General features: G+C 67.1%; 24 protein-coding genes. 12 read left to right on the plus strand and 12 right to left on the minus strand.

Going from position 1 to position 20,388, the window contains the following annotated elements:
- Window positions 1-3: 3 nt before the first annotated feature.
- The gene (locus HTA01S_RS18370) at window positions 4-735 is read right to left on the minus strand and encodes a response regulator transcription factor (protein ID WP_068174332.1); all 732 of its coding nucleotides are present in this window, start codon (window positions 733-735) and stop codon (window positions 4-6) included.
- Window positions 736-866: 131 nt separating this feature from the next.
- Here HTA01S_RS18370 and HTA01S_RS18375 point away from each other — a divergent pair, with 131 nt between their 5' ends.
- Window positions 867-1,388, plus strand: a complete 522-nt coding sequence (locus HTA01S_RS18375) for an RNA polymerase sigma factor (protein ID WP_068174199.1) — start codon at window positions 867-869, stop codon at window positions 1,386-1,388.
- A gap of 225 nt (window positions 1,389-1,613) precedes the next feature.
- Here the strand turns inward: HTA01S_RS18375 and HTA01S_RS18380 are convergent, their stop codons facing one another.
- Entirely contained in the window at window positions 1,614-2,669 is a 1,056-nt protein-coding gene (locus tag HTA01S_RS18380) for an extracellular solute-binding protein (RefSeq protein WP_084236255.1), read from the minus strand.
- A gap of 100 nt (window positions 2,670-2,769) precedes the next feature.
- Here HTA01S_RS18380 and HTA01S_RS18385 point away from each other — a divergent pair, with 100 nt between their 5' ends.
- Window positions 2,770-3,693 carry a patatin-like phospholipase family protein gene (locus HTA01S_RS18385; RefSeq protein ID WP_068174201.1) on the plus strand — a complete coding sequence of 308 codons (924 nt, stop codon included), beginning with the start codon at window positions 2,770-2,772 and terminating at the stop codon, window positions 3,691-3,693.
- Between the two features lie 214 nt (window positions 3,694-3,907).
- Here HTA01S_RS18385 and HTA01S_RS18390 read toward each other — a convergent pair whose 3' ends face one another.
- Complete coding sequence (locus HTA01S_RS18390; RefSeq protein WP_068174202.1) at window positions 3,908-4,450, minus strand: phasin family protein; 543 nt, start codon at window positions 4,448-4,450, stop codon at window positions 3,908-3,910.
- Between the two features lie 257 nt (window positions 4,451-4,707).
- Between HTA01S_RS18390 and HTA01S_RS18395 the strand changes: the two genes are divergently transcribed.
- The 3 genes from HTA01S_RS18395 (at window position 4,708) to HTA01S_RS18405 (ending at window position 6,991) form a co-directional block, all read left to right on the plus strand.
- Complete coding sequence (locus tag HTA01S_RS18395; RefSeq protein ID WP_068174203.1) at window positions 4,708-5,727, plus strand: histone deacetylase family protein; 1,020 nt, start codon at window positions 4,708-4,710, stop codon at window positions 5,725-5,727.
- Entirely contained in the window at window positions 5,724-6,182 is a 459-nt protein-coding gene (locus tag HTA01S_RS18400; RefSeq protein WP_068174204.1) for an acyl-CoA thioesterase, read from the plus strand. The genes HTA01S_RS18395 and HTA01S_RS18400 overlap by 4 nt, the downstream gene beginning before the upstream one ends.
- 74 nt (window positions 6,183-6,256) lie before the next feature.
- Window positions 6,257-6,991, plus strand: a complete 735-nt coding sequence (locus tag HTA01S_RS18405) for a nitroreductase (protein ID WP_068174205.1) — start codon at window positions 6,257-6,259, stop codon at window positions 6,989-6,991.
- A 65-nt stretch (window positions 6,992-7,056) separates the two neighbouring features.
- Here HTA01S_RS18405 and HTA01S_RS18410 read toward each other — a convergent pair whose 3' ends face one another.
- Window positions 7,057-7,875 carry a hypothetical protein gene (locus HTA01S_RS18410; protein WP_068174206.1) on the minus strand — a complete coding sequence of 273 codons (819 nt, stop codon included), beginning with the start codon at window positions 7,873-7,875 and terminating at the stop codon, window positions 7,057-7,059.
- Window positions 7,876-8,065: 190 nt separating this feature from the next.
- Here HTA01S_RS18410 and HTA01S_RS18415 point away from each other — a divergent pair, with 190 nt between their 5' ends.
- Together HTA01S_RS18415 and HTA01S_RS18420 are read left to right on the plus strand one after the other, a co-directional pair.
- Window positions 8,066-8,413, plus strand: coding sequence for an FKBP-type peptidyl-prolyl cis-trans isomerase (locus HTA01S_RS18415; protein ID WP_068174207.1), 348 nt, complete (start codon window positions 8,066-8,068; stop codon window positions 8,411-8,413).
- A gap of 140 nt (window positions 8,414-8,553) precedes the next feature.
- Window positions 8,554-9,549, plus strand: coding sequence for a 2-hydroxyacid dehydrogenase (locus HTA01S_RS18420; RefSeq protein WP_068174208.1), 996 nt, complete (start codon window positions 8,554-8,556; stop codon window positions 9,547-9,549).
- Window positions 9,550-9,593: 44 nt separating this feature from the next.
- Here HTA01S_RS18420 and HTA01S_RS18425 read toward each other — a convergent pair whose 3' ends face one another.
- The 5 genes from HTA01S_RS18425 to HTA01S_RS25405 form a co-directional block, all read right to left on the minus strand.
- The gene (locus HTA01S_RS18425; protein WP_068174209.1) at window positions 9,594-10,595 is read right to left on the minus strand and encodes an ankyrin repeat domain-containing protein; all 1,002 of its coding nucleotides are present in this window, start codon (window positions 10,593-10,595) and stop codon (window positions 9,594-9,596) included.
- Window positions 10,592-11,167 (minus strand): RNA polymerase sigma factor, encoded by a 576-nt coding sequence (locus HTA01S_RS18430; RefSeq protein WP_068174210.1) that lies wholly within the window; start codon window positions 11,165-11,167, stop codon window positions 10,592-10,594. Before HTA01S_RS18430 ends, HTA01S_RS18425 begins: the two co-directional genes overlap by 4 nt.
- Window positions 11,168-11,214: 47 nt before the next feature.
- Window positions 11,215-12,129: a hypothetical protein gene (locus HTA01S_RS18435; RefSeq protein WP_068174211.1), complete on the minus strand. Its 915-nt coding sequence runs from the start codon at window positions 12,127-12,129 to the stop codon at window positions 11,215-11,217.
- Between the two features lie 115 nt (window positions 12,130-12,244).
- Window positions 12,245-13,177, minus strand: a complete 933-nt coding sequence (locus HTA01S_RS18440; protein ID WP_068174212.1) for a LysR family transcriptional regulator — start codon at window positions 13,175-13,177, stop codon at window positions 12,245-12,247.
- 51 nt (window positions 13,178-13,228) lie between these two features.
- Window positions 13,229-13,381 (minus strand): hypothetical protein, encoded by a 153-nt coding sequence (locus HTA01S_RS25405; protein ID WP_157572180.1) that lies wholly within the window; start codon window positions 13,379-13,381, stop codon window positions 13,229-13,231.
- Between HTA01S_RS25405 and HTA01S_RS18445 the strand changes: the two genes are divergently transcribed.
- The 5 genes from HTA01S_RS18445 (at window position 13,380) to HTA01S_RS18465 (ending at window position 17,180) form a co-directional block, all read left to right on the plus strand.
- Window positions 13,380-14,003, plus strand: coding sequence for a DUF4148 domain-containing protein (locus tag HTA01S_RS18445; RefSeq protein WP_068174213.1), 624 nt, complete (start codon window positions 13,380-13,382; stop codon window positions 14,001-14,003). The genes HTA01S_RS25405 and HTA01S_RS18445 overlap by 2 nt on opposite strands.
- Before the next feature lie 142 nt (window positions 14,004-14,145).
- The gene (locus HTA01S_RS18450; RefSeq protein WP_068174214.1) at window positions 14,146-14,529 is read left to right on the plus strand and encodes a cupin domain-containing protein; all 384 of its coding nucleotides are present in this window, start codon (window positions 14,146-14,148) and stop codon (window positions 14,527-14,529) included.
- Window positions 14,530-14,649: 120 nt separating this feature from the next.
- Window positions 14,650-14,919, plus strand: coding sequence for a MoaD/ThiS family protein (locus HTA01S_RS18455; RefSeq protein ID WP_068174215.1), 270 nt, complete (start codon window positions 14,650-14,652; stop codon window positions 14,917-14,919).
- A gap of 28 nt (window positions 14,920-14,947) precedes the next feature.
- Window positions 14,948-16,042: a WD40/YVTN/BNR-like repeat-containing protein gene (locus tag HTA01S_RS18460; protein WP_068174216.1), complete on the plus strand. Its 1,095-nt coding sequence runs from the start codon at window positions 14,948-14,950 to the stop codon at window positions 16,040-16,042.
- A gap of 289 nt (window positions 16,043-16,331) precedes the next feature.
- Window positions 16,332-17,180, plus strand: a complete 849-nt coding sequence (locus tag HTA01S_RS18465; protein WP_068174217.1) for a 2OG-Fe(II) oxygenase — start codon at window positions 16,332-16,334, stop codon at window positions 17,178-17,180.
- Between the two features lie 33 nt (window positions 17,181-17,213).
- Here the strand turns inward: HTA01S_RS18465 and HTA01S_RS18470 are convergent, their stop codons facing one another.
- The 3 genes from HTA01S_RS18470 to HTA01S_RS18480 form a co-directional block, all read right to left on the minus strand.
- Window positions 17,214-18,584, minus strand: a complete 1,371-nt coding sequence (locus HTA01S_RS18470) for a HAMP domain-containing histidine kinase (RefSeq protein WP_068174218.1) — start codon at window positions 18,582-18,584, stop codon at window positions 17,214-17,216.
- Window positions 18,581-19,243 carry a response regulator transcription factor gene (locus tag HTA01S_RS18475; protein WP_068174219.1) on the minus strand — a complete coding sequence of 221 codons (663 nt, stop codon included), beginning with the start codon at window positions 19,241-19,243 and terminating at the stop codon, window positions 18,581-18,583. Before HTA01S_RS18475 ends, HTA01S_RS18470 begins: the two co-directional genes overlap by 4 nt.
- A 123-nt stretch (window positions 19,244-19,366) precedes the next feature.
- Window positions 19,367-20,365: an endonuclease/exonuclease/phosphatase family protein gene (locus tag HTA01S_RS18480; RefSeq protein ID WP_068174220.1), complete on the minus strand. Its 999-nt coding sequence runs from the start codon at window positions 20,363-20,365 to the stop codon at window positions 19,367-19,369.
- Between the last annotated feature and the right edge of the window lie 23 nt (window positions 20,366-20,388).

Below are 20,388 nucleotides of genomic sequence, written 5' to 3' on the forward strand. Positions count from 1 at the left end.
GGCTCAGGGCCCTGGGCGCTCACGCATCTTGTAGCCGGCGCCCCGCACGGTGAGGATGAAGTCCGGGCGCAGCGGGTCGGACTCCAGCTTCGCCCGCAAGCGGTTGATGTGGGTGGTAACCGTGTGTTCGTAGCCGTCGTGCGTATAGCCCCAGACGGCGTTGAGCAGTTGTCCGCGTGAAAACACGTGGCCCGGGTGCTGGGCGAAATACAGCAGGAGGTCGAACTCCAGTGCCGTGAAATCGAGCGTCACGCCGCGCACCCGGGCCACGCGCTTGACGGGTTGAATCTCCAGTTCGCCGTTGACCAGCAGGGCTCCGGCATCCGATGCCTGGTTCTGGGCCGCCTGTGCCGCACGCAGCAGCTCCGAGCGGCGCAGCAATGCCTTGACGCGCGCCAGCAGCTCGGCGATGGAAAAGGGTTTGGTGAGGTAGTCGTCGGCGCCGAGTTCCAGGCCCAGCACGCGGTCGAGTTCGGTGGACTTGGCGGTGAGCATCAGGATGGGGGTGTGGTCGCCGCGCGAGCGCAAGGTCTTGCACACCTCCAGCCCGTCCAGTCCCGGCATCATCAGATCGAGCACCAGCAGGTCGTGTCCGATTTCGATTTGCAGCGCCAGCGCCGACGGTCCATCGCGGGTCTCGCTCACGCCATAGCCGGCGCCGCGCAGGTTCAGGGCCAGCAGGTCCCGGATATCGGTCTGGTCCTCGGCAATCAGGATCTGCTTCATGGCGTTCATGGCGTTCATGGGAGTGGGTCCGCTGCGTGAGCGATTTCTTACCCGATTGTTATCGAAATGTGATCTTTCGATAGCGGGCTGTGATCTGGGCTGACCACATTGGAGGCACCGAACCCGAACTGGAGCCCGCCATGAACACCACCCACCTGTCTGCCTTGTCAATGCCCCACCCGGGTACCGTCTGCTGGACCGAGATGGTGAGCCACCGCAGCTACCTGATCCGGTTCGCCCAGCGCAAGCTGCACGACCCGATGCTGGCCGAAGACCTGGTGCACGACGTGTTCGAGGCGGTGATGTCCGGCTGCGCCGCGTTTTCGGGCCGCAGCGCGCTGCGCAGCTGGCTCACCGGCATCCTCAAGAACAAGCTGGTCGACCTGATCCGGGACCGCGCCCGCTACCACGAGATGGATGCCGACGACGACGAAGCCCTGCAATACGAATGCGCCGCCGCCCGCCCGGACGAACTGGCCGAGCACCGCGAGCGCCTGGCCCTGGCCTTGGGTCACATCGAGAGATTGCCCGAAGGGCTGCGCGAGGTGATGCGCTGGCGCGTGCTGCACGACGAGGACACCGAGGTGGTGTGCGAGCGCCTGGCGATCAGTCAGGAAAGCCTGTTCGTGCGCCTGCACCGGGCGCGCAAACTGTTGAATTGAACACCCCCATCGCTTGTTCGCTGCGCGTAACCGCTCAGCCCCTCAAGGGGCGATGCGAGTGGCCCGGCGGAGCCGGGGCCACCGCATCCTGGGTGGTAGGCACGCGCGCCGGTGAGGGGGTGGATCGGGAGAGGGGTAGTTGCCGCAGAACGCGGTGGAACCGGCTCCGCCGGGCCACTCGCGTTGTCCCCCTCCGGGGGGAAGCCGCGAAGCGGCGCAGGGGGGTTACTTATATCCAGTGCGGTCCAGCATCTGCTGCACCTTGGTCATGTTCTTCGCCACCACGCCCAGCGGGATCTGCTCGGCCTTGAAGTTGTCGCCACCCATGGCCTTGAGGGCTGCGTTGTCGACTTTCAGGCCTTTGACGGCCGGGAACTCGTTGTTACCGTTGGCGAAGTAGTCCTGCGCGAAGGGACTGGACAGGAACTCCATGAAGGCGATGGCGTTGTCCTTGTTCTTGGCGTGTTTGGCCACGGCTGCGCCGGCGATGTTCACATGGGTGCCGCTGGTGCCTTGGTTGGGGAACACCACGCGCACTTTTTCCATCACCGCGCGGTCCTCGGGTTTGCTCGACTTGATCAGGCGCGCCGCATAGTAGGAGTTGGTGATCGCCACACCGCATTCGCCCGACGCCACGCCCTTGATCTGGTCGGTGTCACCGCCCTTGGGCGCGCGCGCCATGTTGGCGACCACGCCCTTGAGCCATTCTTCACCCTTGGCATCGCCCAGGCGCTCGACCACGGTGGCGAACAGCGACAGGTTGTAGGGGTGCGAGCCCGAGCGGGTGCAAACCAGGCCCTTGAGCTTGGGGTCGGCCAGTTGTTCGTAGGTGGCCACGTCGGCGGCCTTGACGCGCAGCGGGTCGTAGACGATCACGCGGGCGCGGGTGGAGAAACCGGTCCAGGTCACGCCGTCCTTGGACGCGTCCGCGCGCAGGTTGGCGGGAATGGCTGCGTCCAGCTTGGCCGACTTGATAGGCTGGAACAGGCCCTGGCTGTCGGCGCTGGCCATGCGGGCCGCGTCCACCAGCATGATCACGTCGGCCGGGGAGGCCGCACCCTCGGCGCGCAGGCGCGCCACAATGCCCGCGTCGTCCGCGTCCACCCGGTTGATCTTGATGCCGGTGGTCTTGGTGAAGGTGTCGTACATCACCTCGTCGGTCTGGTAGTGACGGGCGGAATACAGGTTGAGCACCTTGTCCTGGGCCAGCGCCTGGCTCTGGATGGCCAGGGCGCAGGCCGCGGTGGCCATGACAACGGGAAGCTTGACGGTGTTTCGCATGGGTGGGGGCTTTCTGGATGGCAAGGAACCCTGCACATGGCTGGAAACCTCCAGCGATGCAGGCACGTTTAAACTGTTAATGATGCTAACACAAACACGAATGCTTCTTAATAAGTTTTTGTTGACCTGGGTCAATGTCCTGGCGCTGGCCGTGCTCGGTGGCTGCTCCATCCTGCCCATGGGCGCCCCCGAGCCCGGGCCTGTGGTGACCGCGCCCCCGGACGTGGCGCCCGCACGCCGGCCGCCCCGCCTGGGACTGGCGCTGGGCGGTGGTGCCGCACGGGGTTTCGCCCATGTCGGGGTGATCCAGGTGCTGGAGCAGCACGGCATCCGGCCCGATCTGGTGGTCGGTACATCCGCGGGTAGCCTGGTGGCGGCGCTTTACGCCAGCGGCAAGAGCGCCGCCGAACTCGAACGCGCCGCGCTCACCATGGAAGAGGCCGCGCTGACCGACTGGACCATGCCGCTGTTCAGCCGCGGCATGCTGCGAGGCGAGGCGCTGGCGCGCTATGTGCGCCAGGCCATCGATGGCCGCCGGATCGAAGACATGGCGTTGCCGCTGGGCATTCTGGCCACCGATCTCGGAACCGGGCAGGGGGTGCTGTTCCGGCGTGGCGATGCGGCCCAGGCGGTGCGGGCGTCGAGCGCGGTGCCGGGTGTCTTCACTCCCGTGAGCATCACGGGCCGCGATTACGTGGATGGCGGGTTGGTGGCGCCCGTGCCGGTGAGCCAGGCGCGCGCCATGGGGGCCGAGGTGGTGCTGGCGGTGGACATTTCCAATGCGCCCGAGGGGAACCATCCCAATGGCAGCCTGCAGGTGTTGTTGCAGACCTTTGCCATCATGGGCCAGACCATCAACAAGTACGAGCTCGCGGGGGCCGACGTGTTGCTGCGCCCGGCACTGACAGGCGTGGGCAGTGCGGATTTCGCGGCCCGACAGCGCTCCATCGAGGCGGGTCGGGTGGCGATGCGTGCCGCCATGCCGCGGCTGAAGGCACAGCTGGCGCAACTGAGGTTGCTGTAGGTCCGGCGGCCATAAAAAAAGCCCTCACTTTGCAGCGAGGGCTTAAGGGGTCCGATGAAATCGAATTTCGAAAAGGACCCGAGGAGACAACCAGAAAAAACGGACCAGATGAGTGGCGCCGCCTTCCGAGGTCTGGCGCCATCATGCCGTGACCATATGGTGGTCGCTTTGACCGAAGTCAAGACCCCGATCAACGGCACGATCCCGGGTCAGTTCAACGCTTCTTGGCAGCGGCCTTGGTGGCGCTGACGGCTTGCGAGGTCACGGTGTTGAAGTTGGCTTCGGCCATTTCGGTGGCTTGCTTGACAGCCTTCTGCACCGATTCCATGGCGTTGTTGGCGGCGGAGACAGCGCTCTTCATCACGGCCACGGCGGTTTCGGAACCGGCGGGAGCGTTCTTGGAGGCGTTGTCCACGACGGACATGAATTTCTTCTGTGCGTCAGCGGCCTGGGCTTCAGCGGCCTTGCCGAATTCGGCGCCGGTGCCCGAAGCGATGTCGTACAGGTGACGGCTGTAGGCCACGGTCTTTTCGGCCAGGGGTTGCATCAGGCTGGCTTGCAGCGTCAGCAGTTCCTGCGCGTCTTTCACGCTCAGGAGGGCTTGGGCGCTGTTGGCGGACTCGGACAGGGCGGCCTTGGTGGCCTGCACATTGAGCTCGACCAGTTTTTCAACGCCTTCGAAGGCTTTCTGGGTCAGGCCGAAAATGGTTTCGATGTTGGCTTTCTGGGCGGCAACGATTTGTTCAGCGGTCAACATAGTGAATACTCCTTGAGTTTGGTTTACAGGTTTAGTTGAGAGCTGCTCGAGAACACCGCGCTGTCTGTACGCTGTTGTTTTCGTTCGCTTTGCTGCGCTGCAACATGAACCGAATTATAGGGATAACCCGATTCAGTGCAAGCGGTTTTTGTTGCACTGCAGCAATCTAGGGTCGGTGTTCTAAAACACGGGCAATCCACCCCGGTTTCCCGCTGCGGACACAATGGGCTCGCCCACCTGTCGAGGGCCCACCCGCCGTGCACGCTTACTACGCCGACCACTTCATCCTGCCCCTGCCCAGCGGCCACCGCTTCCCGATGGCCAAGTACGGGCGCTTGCGCGAGCGCCTGGCCGCCGAATGGCCGCAGGTGCGTCTGGGGCAGGCGCTGCCCGCCAGCGACGGTGAGCTGGCGCTGGCGCATACGCCGGGCTACATCGGTGCGATCAGCCAGGGCACGCTGGACGCCAGCGCGCAGCGAGAAATCGGTTTCCCCTGGAGCCCGGCCATGTGCGAACGGGCACGGCGCTCGGTGGGCGCGACCATCCAGGCCTGTCGCGCTGCGATGGCGGGCGAGGGGCTGGCGGCCAACCTGGCCGGCGGCACGCACCACGCCTATGCCCACAAGGGCAGCGGCTTCTGCGTCTTCAACGACGCTGCCGTGGCGACCCGGCTGATGCAGGCCGAACACGCGCGCCATCACCGCGCCGGTGGCCCGCTGCGCGTGGCCATCATCGACCTGGACGTGCACCAAGGCAATGGCACGGCGAGCATCTTTGCGACCGACGACTCGGTGTTCACGCTCTCGCTGCACGGCGCGAAAAATTTCCCCTTTCGCAAGGAACCGAGCGACCTCGACGTGGAACTGCCCGACGGCTGTGGCGATGCCGAGTACATGGAAGCGCTGGAGCGCGCGCTCGACGAGCTGGAGCGCCGGTTCGAACCCGGGCTGGTGATCTACTTGGCCGGCGCCGACCCGCACGAGGGCGATCGCCTTGGGCGGCTCAAGCTCAGCTTCGACGGACTGGAAGCGCGCGACCGCCGCGTGATGGACTGGGCCTGGCAGCGCCGCCTGCCGCTGGCCTTTGCGATGGCTGGTGGCTACGGCACCGACATGGAGGCCACGGTGCAGGCGCAGGTGAACACCTACCGCGTGGCCCTGGACTACCACGCGCGCTGGGCCGCGTTGGCCCGGCGCGCGGCACCCGATGCCCCCGCGGTTGTGGCGACCTGGGCGACAGCCGGCACCGGGCCCCGCTGGCAGAATGCCGCGCCATGAACACCAACGCCTCAGCGATCCCCGCCGCGCGCGCCCAGGCCAAGACCCGGGACCACTACCGCATCTTCCGCACCATCGGCACGCGCTGGAGCGACAACGACATCTATGGCCACGTCAACAACGTCGTCTACTACAGCTGGTTCGACACTGCTGTGAACGCCTGGCTGATCGAGCGGGGCGCGCTGGACATCCATGGTGGCGAGGTCATTGGTCTCGTGGTGGAAACCCAGTGCAACTATTTCGCGCCGCTGGCTTTCCCGCAAACCGTGCAGGCCGGCCTGCGTGTGGCCCATCTGGGCAGCTCCAGCGTGCGTTACGAAGTGGGTCTTTTTGCGCAGGACAGCGACTCCGCCGCCGCCTGCGGCCACTTCGTCCACGTGTACGTGGACCGCGAAACGCGCCGCCCCGTGCCTTTGCCGGCCGCGCTCAAGTCGGCGCTTGAATCCATCCTGTGACGGCGGCAGCATGTTGCCGGGGTTCTTGAGATAATTGACGTTTACGTAAACGTCAATAAAACCGGAGATCACGCATGTCCCTCAATCCCCCGTCTTCGGCCACCGAGTCGCCCATCGACGCCGCCAGCGTGGACACGGCCATCACCAGCCGCATGTCGGTCCGCGCCTTCCTGCCCCAACCGGTGCCACGCGAGACCATCGAACACCTGCTGCAACTGGCCAGCCGCGCGCCCTCGGGCACCAACACCCAGCCCTGGAAGGTCTATGTGTTGCAGGGCGCGAGCCGCGACACGCTGGTGGAGAAATGCTGTGCCGCGCACGACGCCCTGCGCGCCGATCCGTCGCTGGCGTCCGAGTACCGCGAGGAATACGACTACTACCCGGAGAAGTGGGTCAGCCCCTACATCGACCGCCGGCGTGAAAACGGCTGGGGGCTCTATGGCCTGCTCGGCATTACCAAGGGCGACAAGGACAAGATGCACGCGCAGCACCAGCGCAACTTCCGTTTCTTCGACGCGCCCGTGGGGTTCATGTTCACGATCGACCGTGTGATGGGTCGCGGCTCGTTGATGGACTACGGCATGTTCATGCAGAACCTCATGGTGGCCGCGCGCGGCCACGGCCTGCACACCTGTCCACAGGCGGCCTGGAACGGCTTTGCCAAGATCATCCTGCCGCACATCGGCGCGGGCGACAACGAGATGCTGGTCTGCGGCATGTCGCTGGGCTACGCGGACCCGGCCGACAAGGTCAACACCTTCATCACTCCGCGCGAACCCGTCGAGAGCTTCACACACTGGTTGACCTGACCCCCCCGAGCCGCTTCGCGTTACCCCCCCTCCAAGGGGGGTGCTTCACGCGCGGGGTGTGAGGCTCACTCCGGATCAGGGACGTAGCCCGGACGTGCGTCGGGGAAGGCGCGGGGGTGGTATTCACGCGGCGGGCGCTGGTAGGCTGGGATGATGCCCATGGCCATGAGGTTGGCGCGGCTGTCGTAGCGGATGCGCACGATCTCGTCGGGGCGCGAGCTGCGCCGCTCGAAGTCGGTGCGTCCCACCGGGTCGCGTTCGCGATCGCCATGGCCCGTGCCCAGTTGGGGGCCGGCGGCCGATGGCTCGCTCCAGCGATGCGACTTGCCCTGGAACGCGGGACCGGTATCCTCCCCCGGTACCGGCGCGCTGCGCTCGTAGGGGCGAATCTCCGGCTCGGGCGCGCGGTAGAACCGGCGTTCGCGGAACACCGCCACGCCGATCACGCCCACGTCGTCGGGGCGACCGGTGCGCGCGGCGTAGGAGCGCGACAGGCGGGTGAACTCGAAGGCCGCGATCTCGCGGCGGCTCTTGCGCCAGCCGCTCACGTCGTAGCGCTGCCCCGGCGCGAGCACGTAGCCGGGTTGGTCAAAGTCCGCGGTCTCGCCGGTGATGACGTTCACGCCATCGACCGACACCACGTTGAGCAGCCGTCCGCGCGTGGGGTTGTACAGCTCCACCGCGTAGCGCGCACCCGGCTCACCGGCCACCCAGAACTCGCCCCGGTGGCGGTAGAGCGGCAGGATTTCGCCGCTGTCGCGGTTGATGACGCGCACGTTGACCATCTGGTGTTGGGCCATGGCGGGCAGCGCCGTCAGCAAGGCCGAGCCGACGATGGCGCCGAGCGCCATGCGGCGGGTGAGGGGGGAGGTCTTGGGGTTCATGTCGGGTCTCCTGACACCTGTGTTGCTTGGGAGCCTGCAGTACAAACGGTGCGCGTTAACGCTTGCCATGGCCGATGAAAAGCTTGTGTAAACCCGTGTTGCCAATGGTGCAACGCGCGGGCAGCGGGGCGGGCTGCACCGGGGCTGGAATAATCGCCCCTTCCCTTTTCATCTCATCCAAGGACATTCCATGATCACCACTCCCAGCGGCCTGCAGTACGAAGACACCGTGGTCGGCGGCGGCGAAGTCGCCCAGGCCGGTCGCCCGGTGCAGGTGCACTACACCGGCTGGCTCTACAACGACGGCGTGCAAGGCGCCAAGTTCGACTCCAGCAAGGACCGCGGCCAGCCCTTCGAATTCCCGCTCGGCGCCGGCCATGTCATCAAAGGCTGGGATGAAGGTGTGCAGGGCATGGCCGTGGGTGGTACGCGCCGCCTGGTCATCCCGGCCGCGCTGGGCTATGGTGCGCGCGGTGCGGGCGGCGTGATTCCGCCCAACGCGACCTTGCTGTTTGAAGTGGATCTGCTCGCTGTATAAGGCTCCCCCCTGCGCCGCTTCGCGGCTTCCCCCCAGGGGGACCACGCCCTTGGACCGGCGGAGCCGGATCCTCGGCGTGTGCTGGGTGGGTCCTCGCGTTCCGGAGGAGCGTGGGTCAATCGTTTAACCGGAGTCATACCTTGAACCAACGCCCCGCCATCCTGATTGCACGCGCCGTGTTTCCCGAGGTGGTGGCGCGGTTGCGCGAGCATTTCGAGGTCGAGACCAATGAGCAGGACGCGCCGTTCACACCCGCGCAACTGATCGAACGGCTGCAGGGCAAGGTGGGCGTGATGACCACCGGCAGCGAGCGCATCGACGCGGCTCTGCTGGCGGCCTGCCCGCAACTGCGCGTCGCGGCCAACATCGCGGTGGGTTACAACAACTTCGATGTGCCGGCCATGACGGCCGCCGGTGTGCTCGCCACCAACACACCCGACGTGTTGACCGAGACCACGGCCGACTTCGGCTTTGCCCTGCTCATGGCCACGGCGCGGCGCATCTGCGAGAGCGAACATTTCCTGCGCGCCGGCCAGTGGAACCGCTGGGCGCTGGACATGTTTGCCGGCGCCGAGGTGCACGGCAGCACGCTGGGCATCCTGGGCATGGGTCGCATCGGCCAGGCCATCGCCCGGCGCGGCGCACACGGCTTTGGCATGAACGTGATCTACCACAACCGCTCCCGGCTCGACACCGGGAGCGAAGCTGCCTGCCGTGCGCGCTACGTCAGCAAGGCCGAACTGCTGCAACAGGCCGACCACCTGGTGCTCGTCGTGCCCTACAGCGCCGAATCGCACCACACCATTGGCGCGGCCGAGCTCGCGCAGATGAAGCCCACGGCCACGCTGGTCAACATCGCTCGTGGCGGCATCGTGGACGACGCGGCGCTGGCCGTGGCGCTGCGCGAAAAGCGCATCGCCGCTGCCGGGCTGGACGTGTTCGAGGGTGAGCCCAAGGTGCACCCGGACTTGCTGACCGTGCCCAACGTGGTGCTCACGCCGCACATTGCCAGCGCCACCTTGCCAACCCGTCTGGCGATGGCGAACCTGGCGGCCGACAACCTGATCGCCTACCTGGGCACCGGGCAGGCGCTGACCCCCCTCAATCCTTCGGTTCAAGCCGGCCAGGGGCGCTGACCGCCGTCGGGCCGCACTCTGGCCGGCGGGCCAGCCCGTGGGCCTCAGCGGTCCGGGTCCACCCGCAGCAGCGGCAACACGGCCTCTTTGCCAGCCTCGCGGGCATGGTCGCTGGCGTTGTGCCCATCGCGATCGGTGCGCCGAGGGTCGGCTCCCGCGCTCAGCAGCGAACGGATCAGCGCGGCGTCACCGCGCCGCGCGGCCAGCATAAGCGCGGTGCGGCCATCGGCGTCGGTGCTGTTCACGTCAACCCCTTGTGCAAGCAGGCTGCGCACCGCCGCAGCATCGCCCCTTGTGGCGGCGTTCAGCAGCTCGGGGCCCGCTGGCGATGCGCTGCGGCGGGCGACCCCGGCCTCCATCTGTTGGCGGGATGCGCCCAGGGGCGCGGCCTGTGCGGGTGCGGGCGCCGCGGCGTCGGCAGCCTCGCGGTCTGCATGGGCTTCCTCGCGGGCCAGCGGACTGGCCGGGGCAGAGCGCATGGAGTCGGCGCCCCCTGGTGCGGCGCGCGGTGACGGCTGCGCAGCCGGTGCAGGGGGCGGCGCGGGAGGGGTCGCGGTCGTCGGCCGGGGTTTGGACGCCGGCTCGGCGCGTTGACGCTGCATCTTGGCGCTCGGGGCTGGAGCCACCTCCTGGGTCGGCGTGGGTTCCACCGCATCCCGGGAGGTTTCTGTGGCCGGCGGCGCGGCTTCGGGCGCTGGGGCGGCCGATGGCGATGTCGGCGGGCCGAACGCGGCCTCACGCTCCTCGGGTGTGCCGCGGTCGAACTGCAGGGCCAGCAGGCCGACCAGGCCCAGCACGGCCACGCTGCCCAGGGCCCGCCAGACCCAGCGGTGGTCGTTGGCGGCGGGTCGCGGTGTCACGTCGGGCGCGCCGACACGGGTTGTGGACTGCGCGGCGGCCACGCTGCGTGCGTGGGCCAGCACGGCCTCGCGCATCGCCGGGCCGGGGCGTGCGCCGTCGAGCGCATTGGCCTCGTGGTAGCGGCGCAGCAGCAGGTCCTCTGGGGCCGGTCCCTGCGCTGGCGGGGGTGGCTGGTCGCGGTTCATGCGTGCGCCTCCAGGGTTTCGCGCAGGCGGGCGCGGGCGTAGCGCAGCCGGCTCTTGGCCGTCTCTTGGCTGACACCGGTGGTCTGTGCGATCTCGGCCAGGCTCAGGCCGCCTTCGGCCTGCAGCAGGAACGCTTCGCGCTGCACGGCGGGCAGGGCCGCGAGCGCGTCCAGCAGGGCCTGTGCCTGCTCGCGCGAGGTCAGCTGGCGCTCGGGGCCGAAGCCGGATGCGGCCGCCAGCGTATCGGCCAGCGTCGCGCCTTCTTCGGTCTGTGCGTCCAGGCTGGTGTGGTTCTTGTGGGTGCGCCAGTGGTCCACCAGGCGGTGGTGGGCCAGGGTGAAGAGCCAGGTCCGGAAGCGCGCGCGGGCTTCGTAGGCTGGGGCCTGACGCGCGAGGCTGAACCACACGTCCTGCACCAGGTCGTCGGCCAGTGCGCTGTTGTTCACGCTGCGCTGGACGAAGCGCCACACCGGCAGGGTGTGGCGGTCGTACAGGGTTTCGAAAGCGCGTGCGTCACCGGCCGCAAAGGCGTGCATGAGTTGCTCGTCGCTGGGGGAACCGGCCGCGTCCATGCGCCCGATTATGGTGTGGCCCTCCGTGGCGCATCCTGCCCCACGGCTCAGTTCGGATCGGGCGCGTAGCGCGGGGTGGGGGAGCCGGGGAAGGGGTTGGGGCGGCGGGGCATCGCGTCGGGGGGGATCACGCCCATGGCGATCAGGTTCTCGCGGCTGTCGTAGCGGATGCGGATCAGTTCATCGGGCCGCTGGCTGCGGCGCTCGAAGGTGGTGTGACCCACCCACGAGCCCTCACGCTCGCCGTGGCCGGTGCCCAGGCGGGGTGCCGGGCGGGCGGGGGCCATGCGACGCGATGCGACGGATTCTTCGCGCGCCAGGCCCCCGTCGAGCTGTGCCTTGGCCGTGGCCTCGGCGGGCGCCGGTGGGGGTGGTGCGCTGCCCGGGGCAGCGCTGCTGTCCTGGTTCATGGCCTGGGCCGATTCCGCCGCGCCCAGACGCTCACGCAGGGGAGCCTGGCTGTAGGGCTCGGGTGCGATCGCGGCGGGCTCCGGCACCTTTTCTCGGAACAAAGCGACCCCGATCACGCCCACCTGGGCCGCCCGTCCGGTGCGCGCGGCGTACGAGGCGGGCGCTGCGGTGAAGTGGAAGGCGGCCACCTCGGCATCGCTCTTGCGCCAGCCGGTGATGTCGTACTGCTGCCAGGGGCTGAGCACATAGCCGGTCTGCCCCCACGAGGCGGTTTCGCCCGAAACGACGTTCACCCCATCGACCGATACCACGCTCATGATGCGGGTGTCCAGGGTGTTGCGCACCGACACGGCATAACGCGCGCCCGGCCGGCCGGCCACCCAATGTTCGCCCCGGTGCCGGATCACCGGCAACACCTCACCGCTGTCGCGGTCGATCACGTGGACGTCGGCGATCCGTCCCACCGCCTGGGCGGGCAGGGCGCTGAACAGGGTCAGGGCGGCAAGCGCGGGCAGGGCCAGGCGCTGAAGAGGGGAAGGACGGGGTTTCATGGAAGCTCCAGAAGAAGTGGATGGAGCCCACTGAAACGAACGGGATCGCCGAACGGGGTTGAACCGCTGCGGATATTTGTGAAACGGGTTGTAAGCCCTCGGGCCGGTTGCCGCTTCAGCAGGCGTCGCAGGCGGCCAGGGCGTTGACCACGGCCAGCTGGGTCTGCACCGTCAGGTAGTCCAGAAACACGCGCGTGCGCCGCGGCATGAACTTGCGGCTCGGCAGCGCGGCGTAGAGCGTGTAGCGGCCGGCGATCCAGGGCGCGAGCACCCGAACCAGGGCGCCGCTGGCCAGGTGGGGCGCCGCCAGTTCCACCGTGGTCGCCGCGATGCCCGCGCCGTCGAGCGCGGCGCGCAGCAGCGTGTCGGTGTGGTTGGTCCAGAGCACGGCAGGCACGTCGACTTCGACCGCCTCATCGGCCTTGTCCGAGCGGAACAGCTGCCAGCCGAGCTTGCGGTGGTTGTCGGGTTTGATGCGCAGGCACTCGTGCTGGACGAGCTCGGCGGGCGTCTGGGGCGCGGGCCGGCGTGCCAGGTAGGCCGGCGAGGCCACCAGGATGGCCTCGCCGGAGATGATCTTGCGAGCGATCACGTTGGCATCGAAGGACGTGGGGGCGCCGAGCAGGGTGACGTCGTAGTCCTCGATCGGCGGCTCGCGGTGGTTGTTCACCTCGATGTCGAGCTGGATTTTGGGATAGGCCTGGCGGAAACCGGCCACCAGTGGCGCGAGGACGTGCGTGGCCAGCACCGGCGGGGCCAGGATGCGCAGCACCCCGGCGAGTTCGTTCGTGTGCGAGCTCACGAGCGCGTGGGCCTCGTCCAGGTCCTGCAGGATCTGGCGCACCCGCTCCAGGTAGGTCTCACCCGCCTCGGTGAGCGACAGGCGGCGGGTGGTCCGGTGCAGCAGCCGGGTGCCCAGGTGCTCCTCCAGATCGGCCACCAGACGGGTCACCACCGCAGGGGAGATGTCCAGGGCACGACCGGCGGCGGCAAAGCCGCCTTCGTCGATCACGCGCTGAAAAACACGCATGGAGGTCAATCGGTCCATAGGGCAGTCTCCGGAGTTTCAAGCGACCATTATTTCTGTTTCAGCAATATATCAAAGAGGATTTGCCTGTTTTTCTATGGAAACGGAAACTTTAAAGTTCACCCCATCGCAGCGCAAGACCTCATTCAACGCTTCGATGCTGGGCAGACCTTGATGTGTTTCGCGGCCTTTCCAGCCCCACCAACCCTGAAAGGAACTTGTCATGAAACGCTCTTACTTCACCGCCATCACCCTCGCCATCGCCACCCTGTCCGCCGGTCACGCCCTGGCGGCCGACCCCGCAACGGCCAAGACCCGCGAACAGGTTCGCGCCGAACTGCTGGAAGCCCAGCGCACGGGCAACATCGTGGCCAACGCCGAAACCGGCGAATTGCTGAACCAGGTGTACCCGGGCCGCTACGCCGCCGAGGTGCTTGCCCAGGGCAAGACCCGCGCCGAAGTCCAGGCCGAACTGCGCGAAGCGGTGCGCACCGGCAACATCGTGGCCAACGCCGAAACCGGTGAAACGCTGAGCCAGCTCCATCCGCAGAACTACCCCGCCCAAGCCGTGGCCCAGGCCATGACGCGTGCAGAAGTTCAGGCCGAGCTGCGCGAAGCGGTTCGCACCGGCGACATCGTGGCCAACGCCGAAACCGGCGAAAAGCTGAACCAGGTGTACCCCGGCCGCTACGCCACCGAGGTGATGGCTCAGGGCAAGACCCGCGCCGAAGTCCGCGCCGAACTGATTGAAGCCCAGCGCACGGGCGACATCGTGGCCAATGGCGAAACCGGCCAGAAGCTCAACGAGCTGTACCCGAACCGCTACTCCGCGAAGTCGGTGAACTGATCACCCGATGCCGGCTTGACAGCCTGGTGGCTTGTGGCCACCAGGCTGTTGTCGTTTCTGGCGCCGCTGCAGCGGGCGGGCCATGAAAGGCCATCTGGTCAGGCCATCTGATACAACAGGGCTCCAATCCGAGGAGCGTGTGATGAGTCAGTTCAACAAGGTGGTGCTGTACACCGACAGCGATGGCCGGGCGAAATTCCGCGAGGAGGTCGTGCCCTTGACCGAGGGCACGCCCGCGGCCCGGCTGTCGCCGCTCATGGCCAGCGGGGGCTACCAGTTGCGCCAGAGTCCGGTGGGCTTTCGCAGCCCATTCCATTGCACCGGTGCGCCGCAGTGGCTGTTCGTACTGCAGGGGCAGATGGAGATCGGCCTGCAGGATGGCAGCTCGCGCGTCTTTGGCCCGGGCGATCATTTCTATTCCGCCGACACCTTGCCCGAGGGCGCCACGTTCGACCCGACCCTGCACGGCCACTGGAGCCGGCAGGTGGGGGACGAGCCGCTGGTGACCTTGTTCGTGCGAGGGTGATTCCGGCCCGCGGCCCAACCTGCTGAGAGGTAAACCGGGCCACGGCTTACACGCCCCGCGGGCACCGCTTGCACACGCCCGGGCAATGGCTGAAACTGGCGGACCCGCCCGTCTGCCACCATGGTCCACGTCGAATTTGCCCCCAGCCTGCGCCGCCATGTGGACTGCGCGCCGCAGCAGGTCGTGCCCGGCACTTTGCGTGAGGTGCTGGAGACCGCGCTGAGAGCCGCCCCAGAGCTCGCGCACTACGTGTTTGACGACCAGCGCGCGGTGCGCAAACACGTGGCGGTGTTCGTCAACCGGCAGATGGTGCAGGACCGCGTGGCGCTGAACCAGGCGCTGGTGGCCGGCGACAAGGTGCTGGTTGTGCAGGCGCTGAGCGGCGGCTGAGTTCCCCCATCGAATCAAGGAGCCCGACATGCAGCCACTTCTGGTCGCCACCCGCAAAGGTCTGTTCGTGTTGCGCGGTGCGGGCACGGACTGGGCCATTGCCGCCCACCATTTTGCGGGTGAGCCCGTCACCAGCGTGCAGGCCGATGCTCGCGATGGGGCCTGGTACGCCGCGCTGCGCATGGGCCATTTCGGCGTCAAGCTGCGCCGCAGCGCTGACCAGGGCCAGACTTGGCAAGAGATCGCTGCACCGGCCTTTCCCCCCAAGCCCACCGAAGGTCCCCTGGCCGATGACACCACGCCTTGGAGCGTGGACCTGATCTGGACGCTAGCGGCCGGTGGCGCCGATGAACCCGGTGTTCTGTGGGCCGGCTGCATCCCGGCCGGGTTGTTCCGATCCACCGACTTCGGCGCCAACTGGACGCTCAACACCGCGCTGTGGGAACAGCCTGGGCGCCGTGACTGGATGGGTGGCGGTTACGACCATGCGGGCATCCACTCCATCGTGGTGGATCCCAGGGACTCTCGCCATGTGACCGTGGCCGTGTCCTGCGGCGGCGTCTGGCAGACGCGCGATGGCGGCGAGCACTGGGCCCTCACCGCCAGCGGCATGAAGGCCGATTACCTGCCGGCCGACAACGCCGACGACGGCAATGCGCAAGACCCGCACTGCCTGGTGCAGTGCGCCGCGAGCCCGGATGTGCTCTGGGTGCAGCACCACTGCGGCATCTACCGCTCGGACAACGGCGGCCAGCAGTGGACGGGCATCGACGCCCCTGCGCCGTCCGGCTTCGGCTTCGCGGTGGCCTGTGATCCGCAGAACCCCCGGCGCGCCTGGTTCGTGCCGGCGCAGGCCGATGCCTGCCGCATCCCGGTGGACGGCCGCATGGTGGTGAACCGCACCGACGACGGCGGTGCCAGCTTCCAGGCCTTTTCTAGCGGGCTGCCGCAGGCCCATGCGTACCACCTGGTCTATCGGCACGGTCTGGACGTCAGCGCCGACGGCCAGACCCTGGCCATGGCCTCGACCACCGGTGGCCTGTGGCTAAGCGCCGACGCGGGCGAGCACTGGCAAGGCGTGTCCAACGACCTGCCGCCGGTGGCGATGCTGCGCTTCGCCTGAGGCGTTCCATCCTTTCCTCTACTTCCGTTCCGATCGCACGGTTTGCGCTGGCGCGAGTGTCCGCGTCGTCAATGTGGCGGGCGCTGAAGCACGACCCGGCTCCATGCACGCCCTGCGGATGGAGCGTCCAGGCTGGATGTGTCTTAAGTGATTCTTAAGTTTCGTTTCTTTACATTGCCCGGTTGGCTGCGACTTGGGCAGACGTTCAATTCACTCGGAGGTGCTATTGACACGGATCTATGGAGGGCTCGCGGCATGGATGTGAACGAACAGTGTCGAGGAGCACACAATGGCAGCACACGGATTGAGCACCCGCTTTGTTTTTGATGACCCGAAATACACGGCCCTGGCGGCCGAGAGCGCCGACAAATACGCGCAGGGGTCTCCGTTTCCCCATATCGCGTTCGACAACTTTCTGCCCGAAGACGTGGCGGAAGCGGTGTTGAGCGAATTCCCCAAGCCCGGTGACATCGACTGGCACAACTACAACCGCCAGACCGAGATCAAGCTGGTGTGTGCCGACGAAACCAAATTCGGACCGGTGACCCGCAACCTGTTCTACCAGTTGCATTCCCTGCCATTCCTGCGCTTCCTGGAAAAAGTCACCGGCATTCCGAACCTGATTCCCGACCCCGCCTTGCGCGGTGGCGGTCTGCACCAGATCCGCAAGGGCGGCCTGCTCAAGCTGCATGCCGACTTCAACCACCACGACGCCACGTTCCTGGACCGCCGCGTGAACATTCTTCTGTACCTGAACAAAGACTGGAAAGAGGAGTACGGCGGCCATCTGGAGCTGTGGAACAAGGACACCTCGTTCTGTGGGGACAAGATCCTGCCGGTGTTCAACCGCTTGGCCATCTTTTCCACCACCAGCGAATCGTTCCACGGGCACCCCGATCCCCTGAACTGCCCCGAAGACATGACCCGCAAGTCGCTGGCACTGTATTACTACTCCAATGGCCGGCCCAAGGGCGAGGCCGATGGCATCCACACCACCATCTTCAAGGCGCGCCCTACCGAGGAGTTCAAGGGCGTTCTCTGGCGCATGGGCCAGGACTTTGCCCCGCCGATCCTGTGGCGCACGGCCCGGCGTGTGCGCGAGCGCTACTTCAGCGGCACGATCCAGAAGCGGGGCTGAGCGCCCGAGCGTGCCGGTCTGAGCGATCGGGGCTCAGCTGGGGGGCAGGGTGTCGGCCGCCATCGGAAAGCGGATCCGCACCAGCAAGCCCCCCGAGGGCGCATTGGTCATCTCAAGCCGGGCCGCATGCAGATCGGCGATGCTCTTCACGATCGCCAGGCCCAGACCGCTGCCGGTGGACTGCCCCTGGTCGAGCCGGACAAAACGCTCCTGCACCCGTTCGCGGTCCACCGCCGCGATGCCCGGGCCGCTGTCGATGACTTCCACCACCGCATGCGGGTCCTCCACGCGCAGGGCGAGGTCCACGCGGGCCCCTTCACCGGCATAGCGCAGGGCGTTGTCCACCAGGTTGTCCAGCATGGTCCGCAGCGCCTGCGCATCGCCCCACACAAGCGCCGGTTCGGCCGAGGTCAGCCCCAGATCGATGCGGTGTTCGACGGCGCGCGCCGCAAAGGACACCACCACCTCGCGCACCAGATCATCGAGCCGCACCCTGGAATGCTCGGGGTGTCGGACGTCGGGTTCCAGCCGTGCCAGTTGCAACAGCTGGGACACCAGGTGGGTGGTGCGCTCGATGCCCCGGTCCAGTTCATCAAGCGCGGCGCTCCGTTCGGGTTCCGGCGTGCGCCGCACCAGCTGGGCCTGCAGCTTGACGGCGGCCAGCGGCGTGTTGAGTTCGTGCGCGGCGTCGGCGAGAAAGCGCCGCTGGTTGGCCAGCAGGGTGTCCAGGCGCGTGAGCAGTTGATTCAGGGTCTCGGCCAGCGGAGCGATCTCCGTGGGTAGCCCGGTGGTGGGTACCGCGTGCAGGTCCGCGACATCGCGTTGGCCCAGTTCGCGGCGCATGTCTTCGAGCGGGCGCAGCGAGCGCAGCACCGCCTGGTGGATCAGCATGCCCAGCACCACCACCAGAACGCCCAGCGGGATCAGGAGCCATGCGGTCAGCTCATAGAAGTGCTGCCGCCGGACATGGGTGGTGACGGCCACCTGGACGATGTTGTCCCCCTGGGGCAAGGTGAAGAGACGCCAGCTCTGACCGTGCCAGGTGACGATGTGGTGGCCCGGTGTCTGCATCGGTGGCCCGACCTCGCGCAGTGACGAATACAGCAACAGCCCACGCTCGCTCCAGATCTGGCTGACGAACTGGTCCAGGTACTCGTCTTCGGCGAACCACTTTTTCTCGAGAATGGACGGTTCCGATGGCGCAGGTGGTGTGGAGCCGACACCACCGGTTTTCAAGGTCTTGTCGTGCCGCAACACTGTCTGGGCAATCTGTTCGAGCCCCTGGTCCCGCACATCGTTGAATCCCCCCCAGGCGAGCCGGAACGTCAGAATTCCGACCACCACCGCGGTCAGCAGCAGGGCGGAGATCTGCCAGAACAACAGGCGCGAGCGGATGGAGTTCAAGCGGGTTGCACCAGTTTGTAGCCTACGCCCCGCACGTTGACGATCCAGGGCTCACCCAGCTTCTTGCGCAGGTGGTGCAGGTGCACCTCGACGGCGTTGCTGGAGACTTCGTTGCCCCAGGTGTAGAGCTGCTTTTCCAGCACATCCACCGACAGCACCGCACCGGGCTGCCGCATCAGTGTTTCCAGCAGGTCGAACTCGCGCGGCGAGAGCGCCAGCACGGTGTCGCCGAGCCGGGCCTGTCTCTCGATCGGGTCGAGCTGCAGCCGGCCCAGCTGGAGCTGCGGCTGGCTTCGACCGGCCTGCCGCCGCGCCAGCGCGTGGATGCGGGCGATGAGCTCGTCCAGGTCGAAGGGTTTGCTCAGGTAGTCGTCCGCGCCCAGGTTCAGACCGGTCACCCGATCATGCACGGCGTCCCGCGCGGTTACCAGCAGCACCGGGGTCTGCAGGCCTTGCTGGCGCATGCGCCGCAATATCTGCAGACCGTCGATCTTGGGCAGCCCGATGTCGAGCAGGATCACGTCGTAGCTGTGGCTCTCCAGCGCGTTCAGCACATGCTGGCCATCGTGTACCCGGTCCAGTGTGAATCCGGCCAGTGTCAGGCCTTTTTCCATGCTGGCGCCCAGCATGGCATCGTCTTCGGCAAGCAGCAGTTTCATGGGGCAGGATGGGTCGTGTTCCGTACCGATCGCCAATTAGAACAGGACTGTTTTGCTTTGTGGACGAGCAAAAGAGCCGGTGACGCATCGGCACCGATTCGCCGATGCGGTCCGTTTCGGTGTTCAATCCGGTGGTGCCGGGTCCGGCAGGCGCAAGCGCAGCAGCGCGCGCACAAACCCGTGATCGCTGCGGCTGCGGTCGCGGCCCTCGAACAGGTGGTCGTTGAACACCTCGACGCGCTTCACGTCGCCGATGGAAGCGCGGCTGGTGGCCACGAACTCCTCGCTCACCAGCACCTGGTCGAGCACCTCGGGGTAGCCCTGGTGGATGTGCGAGAAGGCCACGTCGCGGCGCAGCGCGGCCTCGCCCATCACGTCCCAGGCGCTGAAGAGTGCGTTGTCGCGCGCGCCCTTGTCGTAGGCCACCTGCGAGGTGGCGGCGATGAGCTGGGTAGTGACGCTGTGCGGTCCGTCGTTCAGGTCGCCCATGACGATCAGCGGCAGCCGCGTGCGGTGCAGCAGCTCCACCACCTTCAGGCGCAGCGCCAGCGCCTCGCCCGCGCGCATGATGAGCGAACGCAGCGAACCGATGGCCTGCACGGCGGGGTCGGCCGGGTCTTCCAGCGGCCTGCCCTCGGCATCCTGCAGGTACTTCGGCCGTTTGGACTTCAGGTGCGCCGTGATCACGCCCACAGCTTGGCCGTGCTTCATGCGCAGGGTGGCCAGCAACGGTGGGCGCTCGAACCGGTTGTGCGGCCCGATGCCCGGTACATCGACCACCGCGGCGGCCGGAAAATCGGCCAGCGATGTGACCGACTCCACCTTGAGGCGGCTGACGATGCCGACCCTTGGCGTGCCCTGTGCTCCGTGTTGGCCGAGGCCGTTTTCCGCGCCCGGCACGCTCACGAAGCCATATTGCAGGCCGCTGTGTGCCACCGCCGCGCGCAATGCAACCTCGTCCCACACCTCCTGCACCGCGATCACGTCGGCGTTGAGCACCTTGAAGCGTGCGCCCAGCCACTCGACCTTGCGCTCGAACTCGTTCTGGCTGTAGGGGTCCTGGCCGGCGTAGAAGTGCCGACCGGGTTGCGCCAGGTTGAGCAGGTTGCAGGTCGCCACCATGAGGGTGGCAAAACGTGACTGCG

The organism is Hydrogenophaga taeniospiralis CCUG 15921 (assembly GCF_001592305.1).
Taxonomy (GTDB): Bacteria; Pseudomonadota; Gammaproteobacteria; order Burkholderiales; family Burkholderiaceae_C; genus Hydrogenophaga; species Hydrogenophaga taeniospiralis.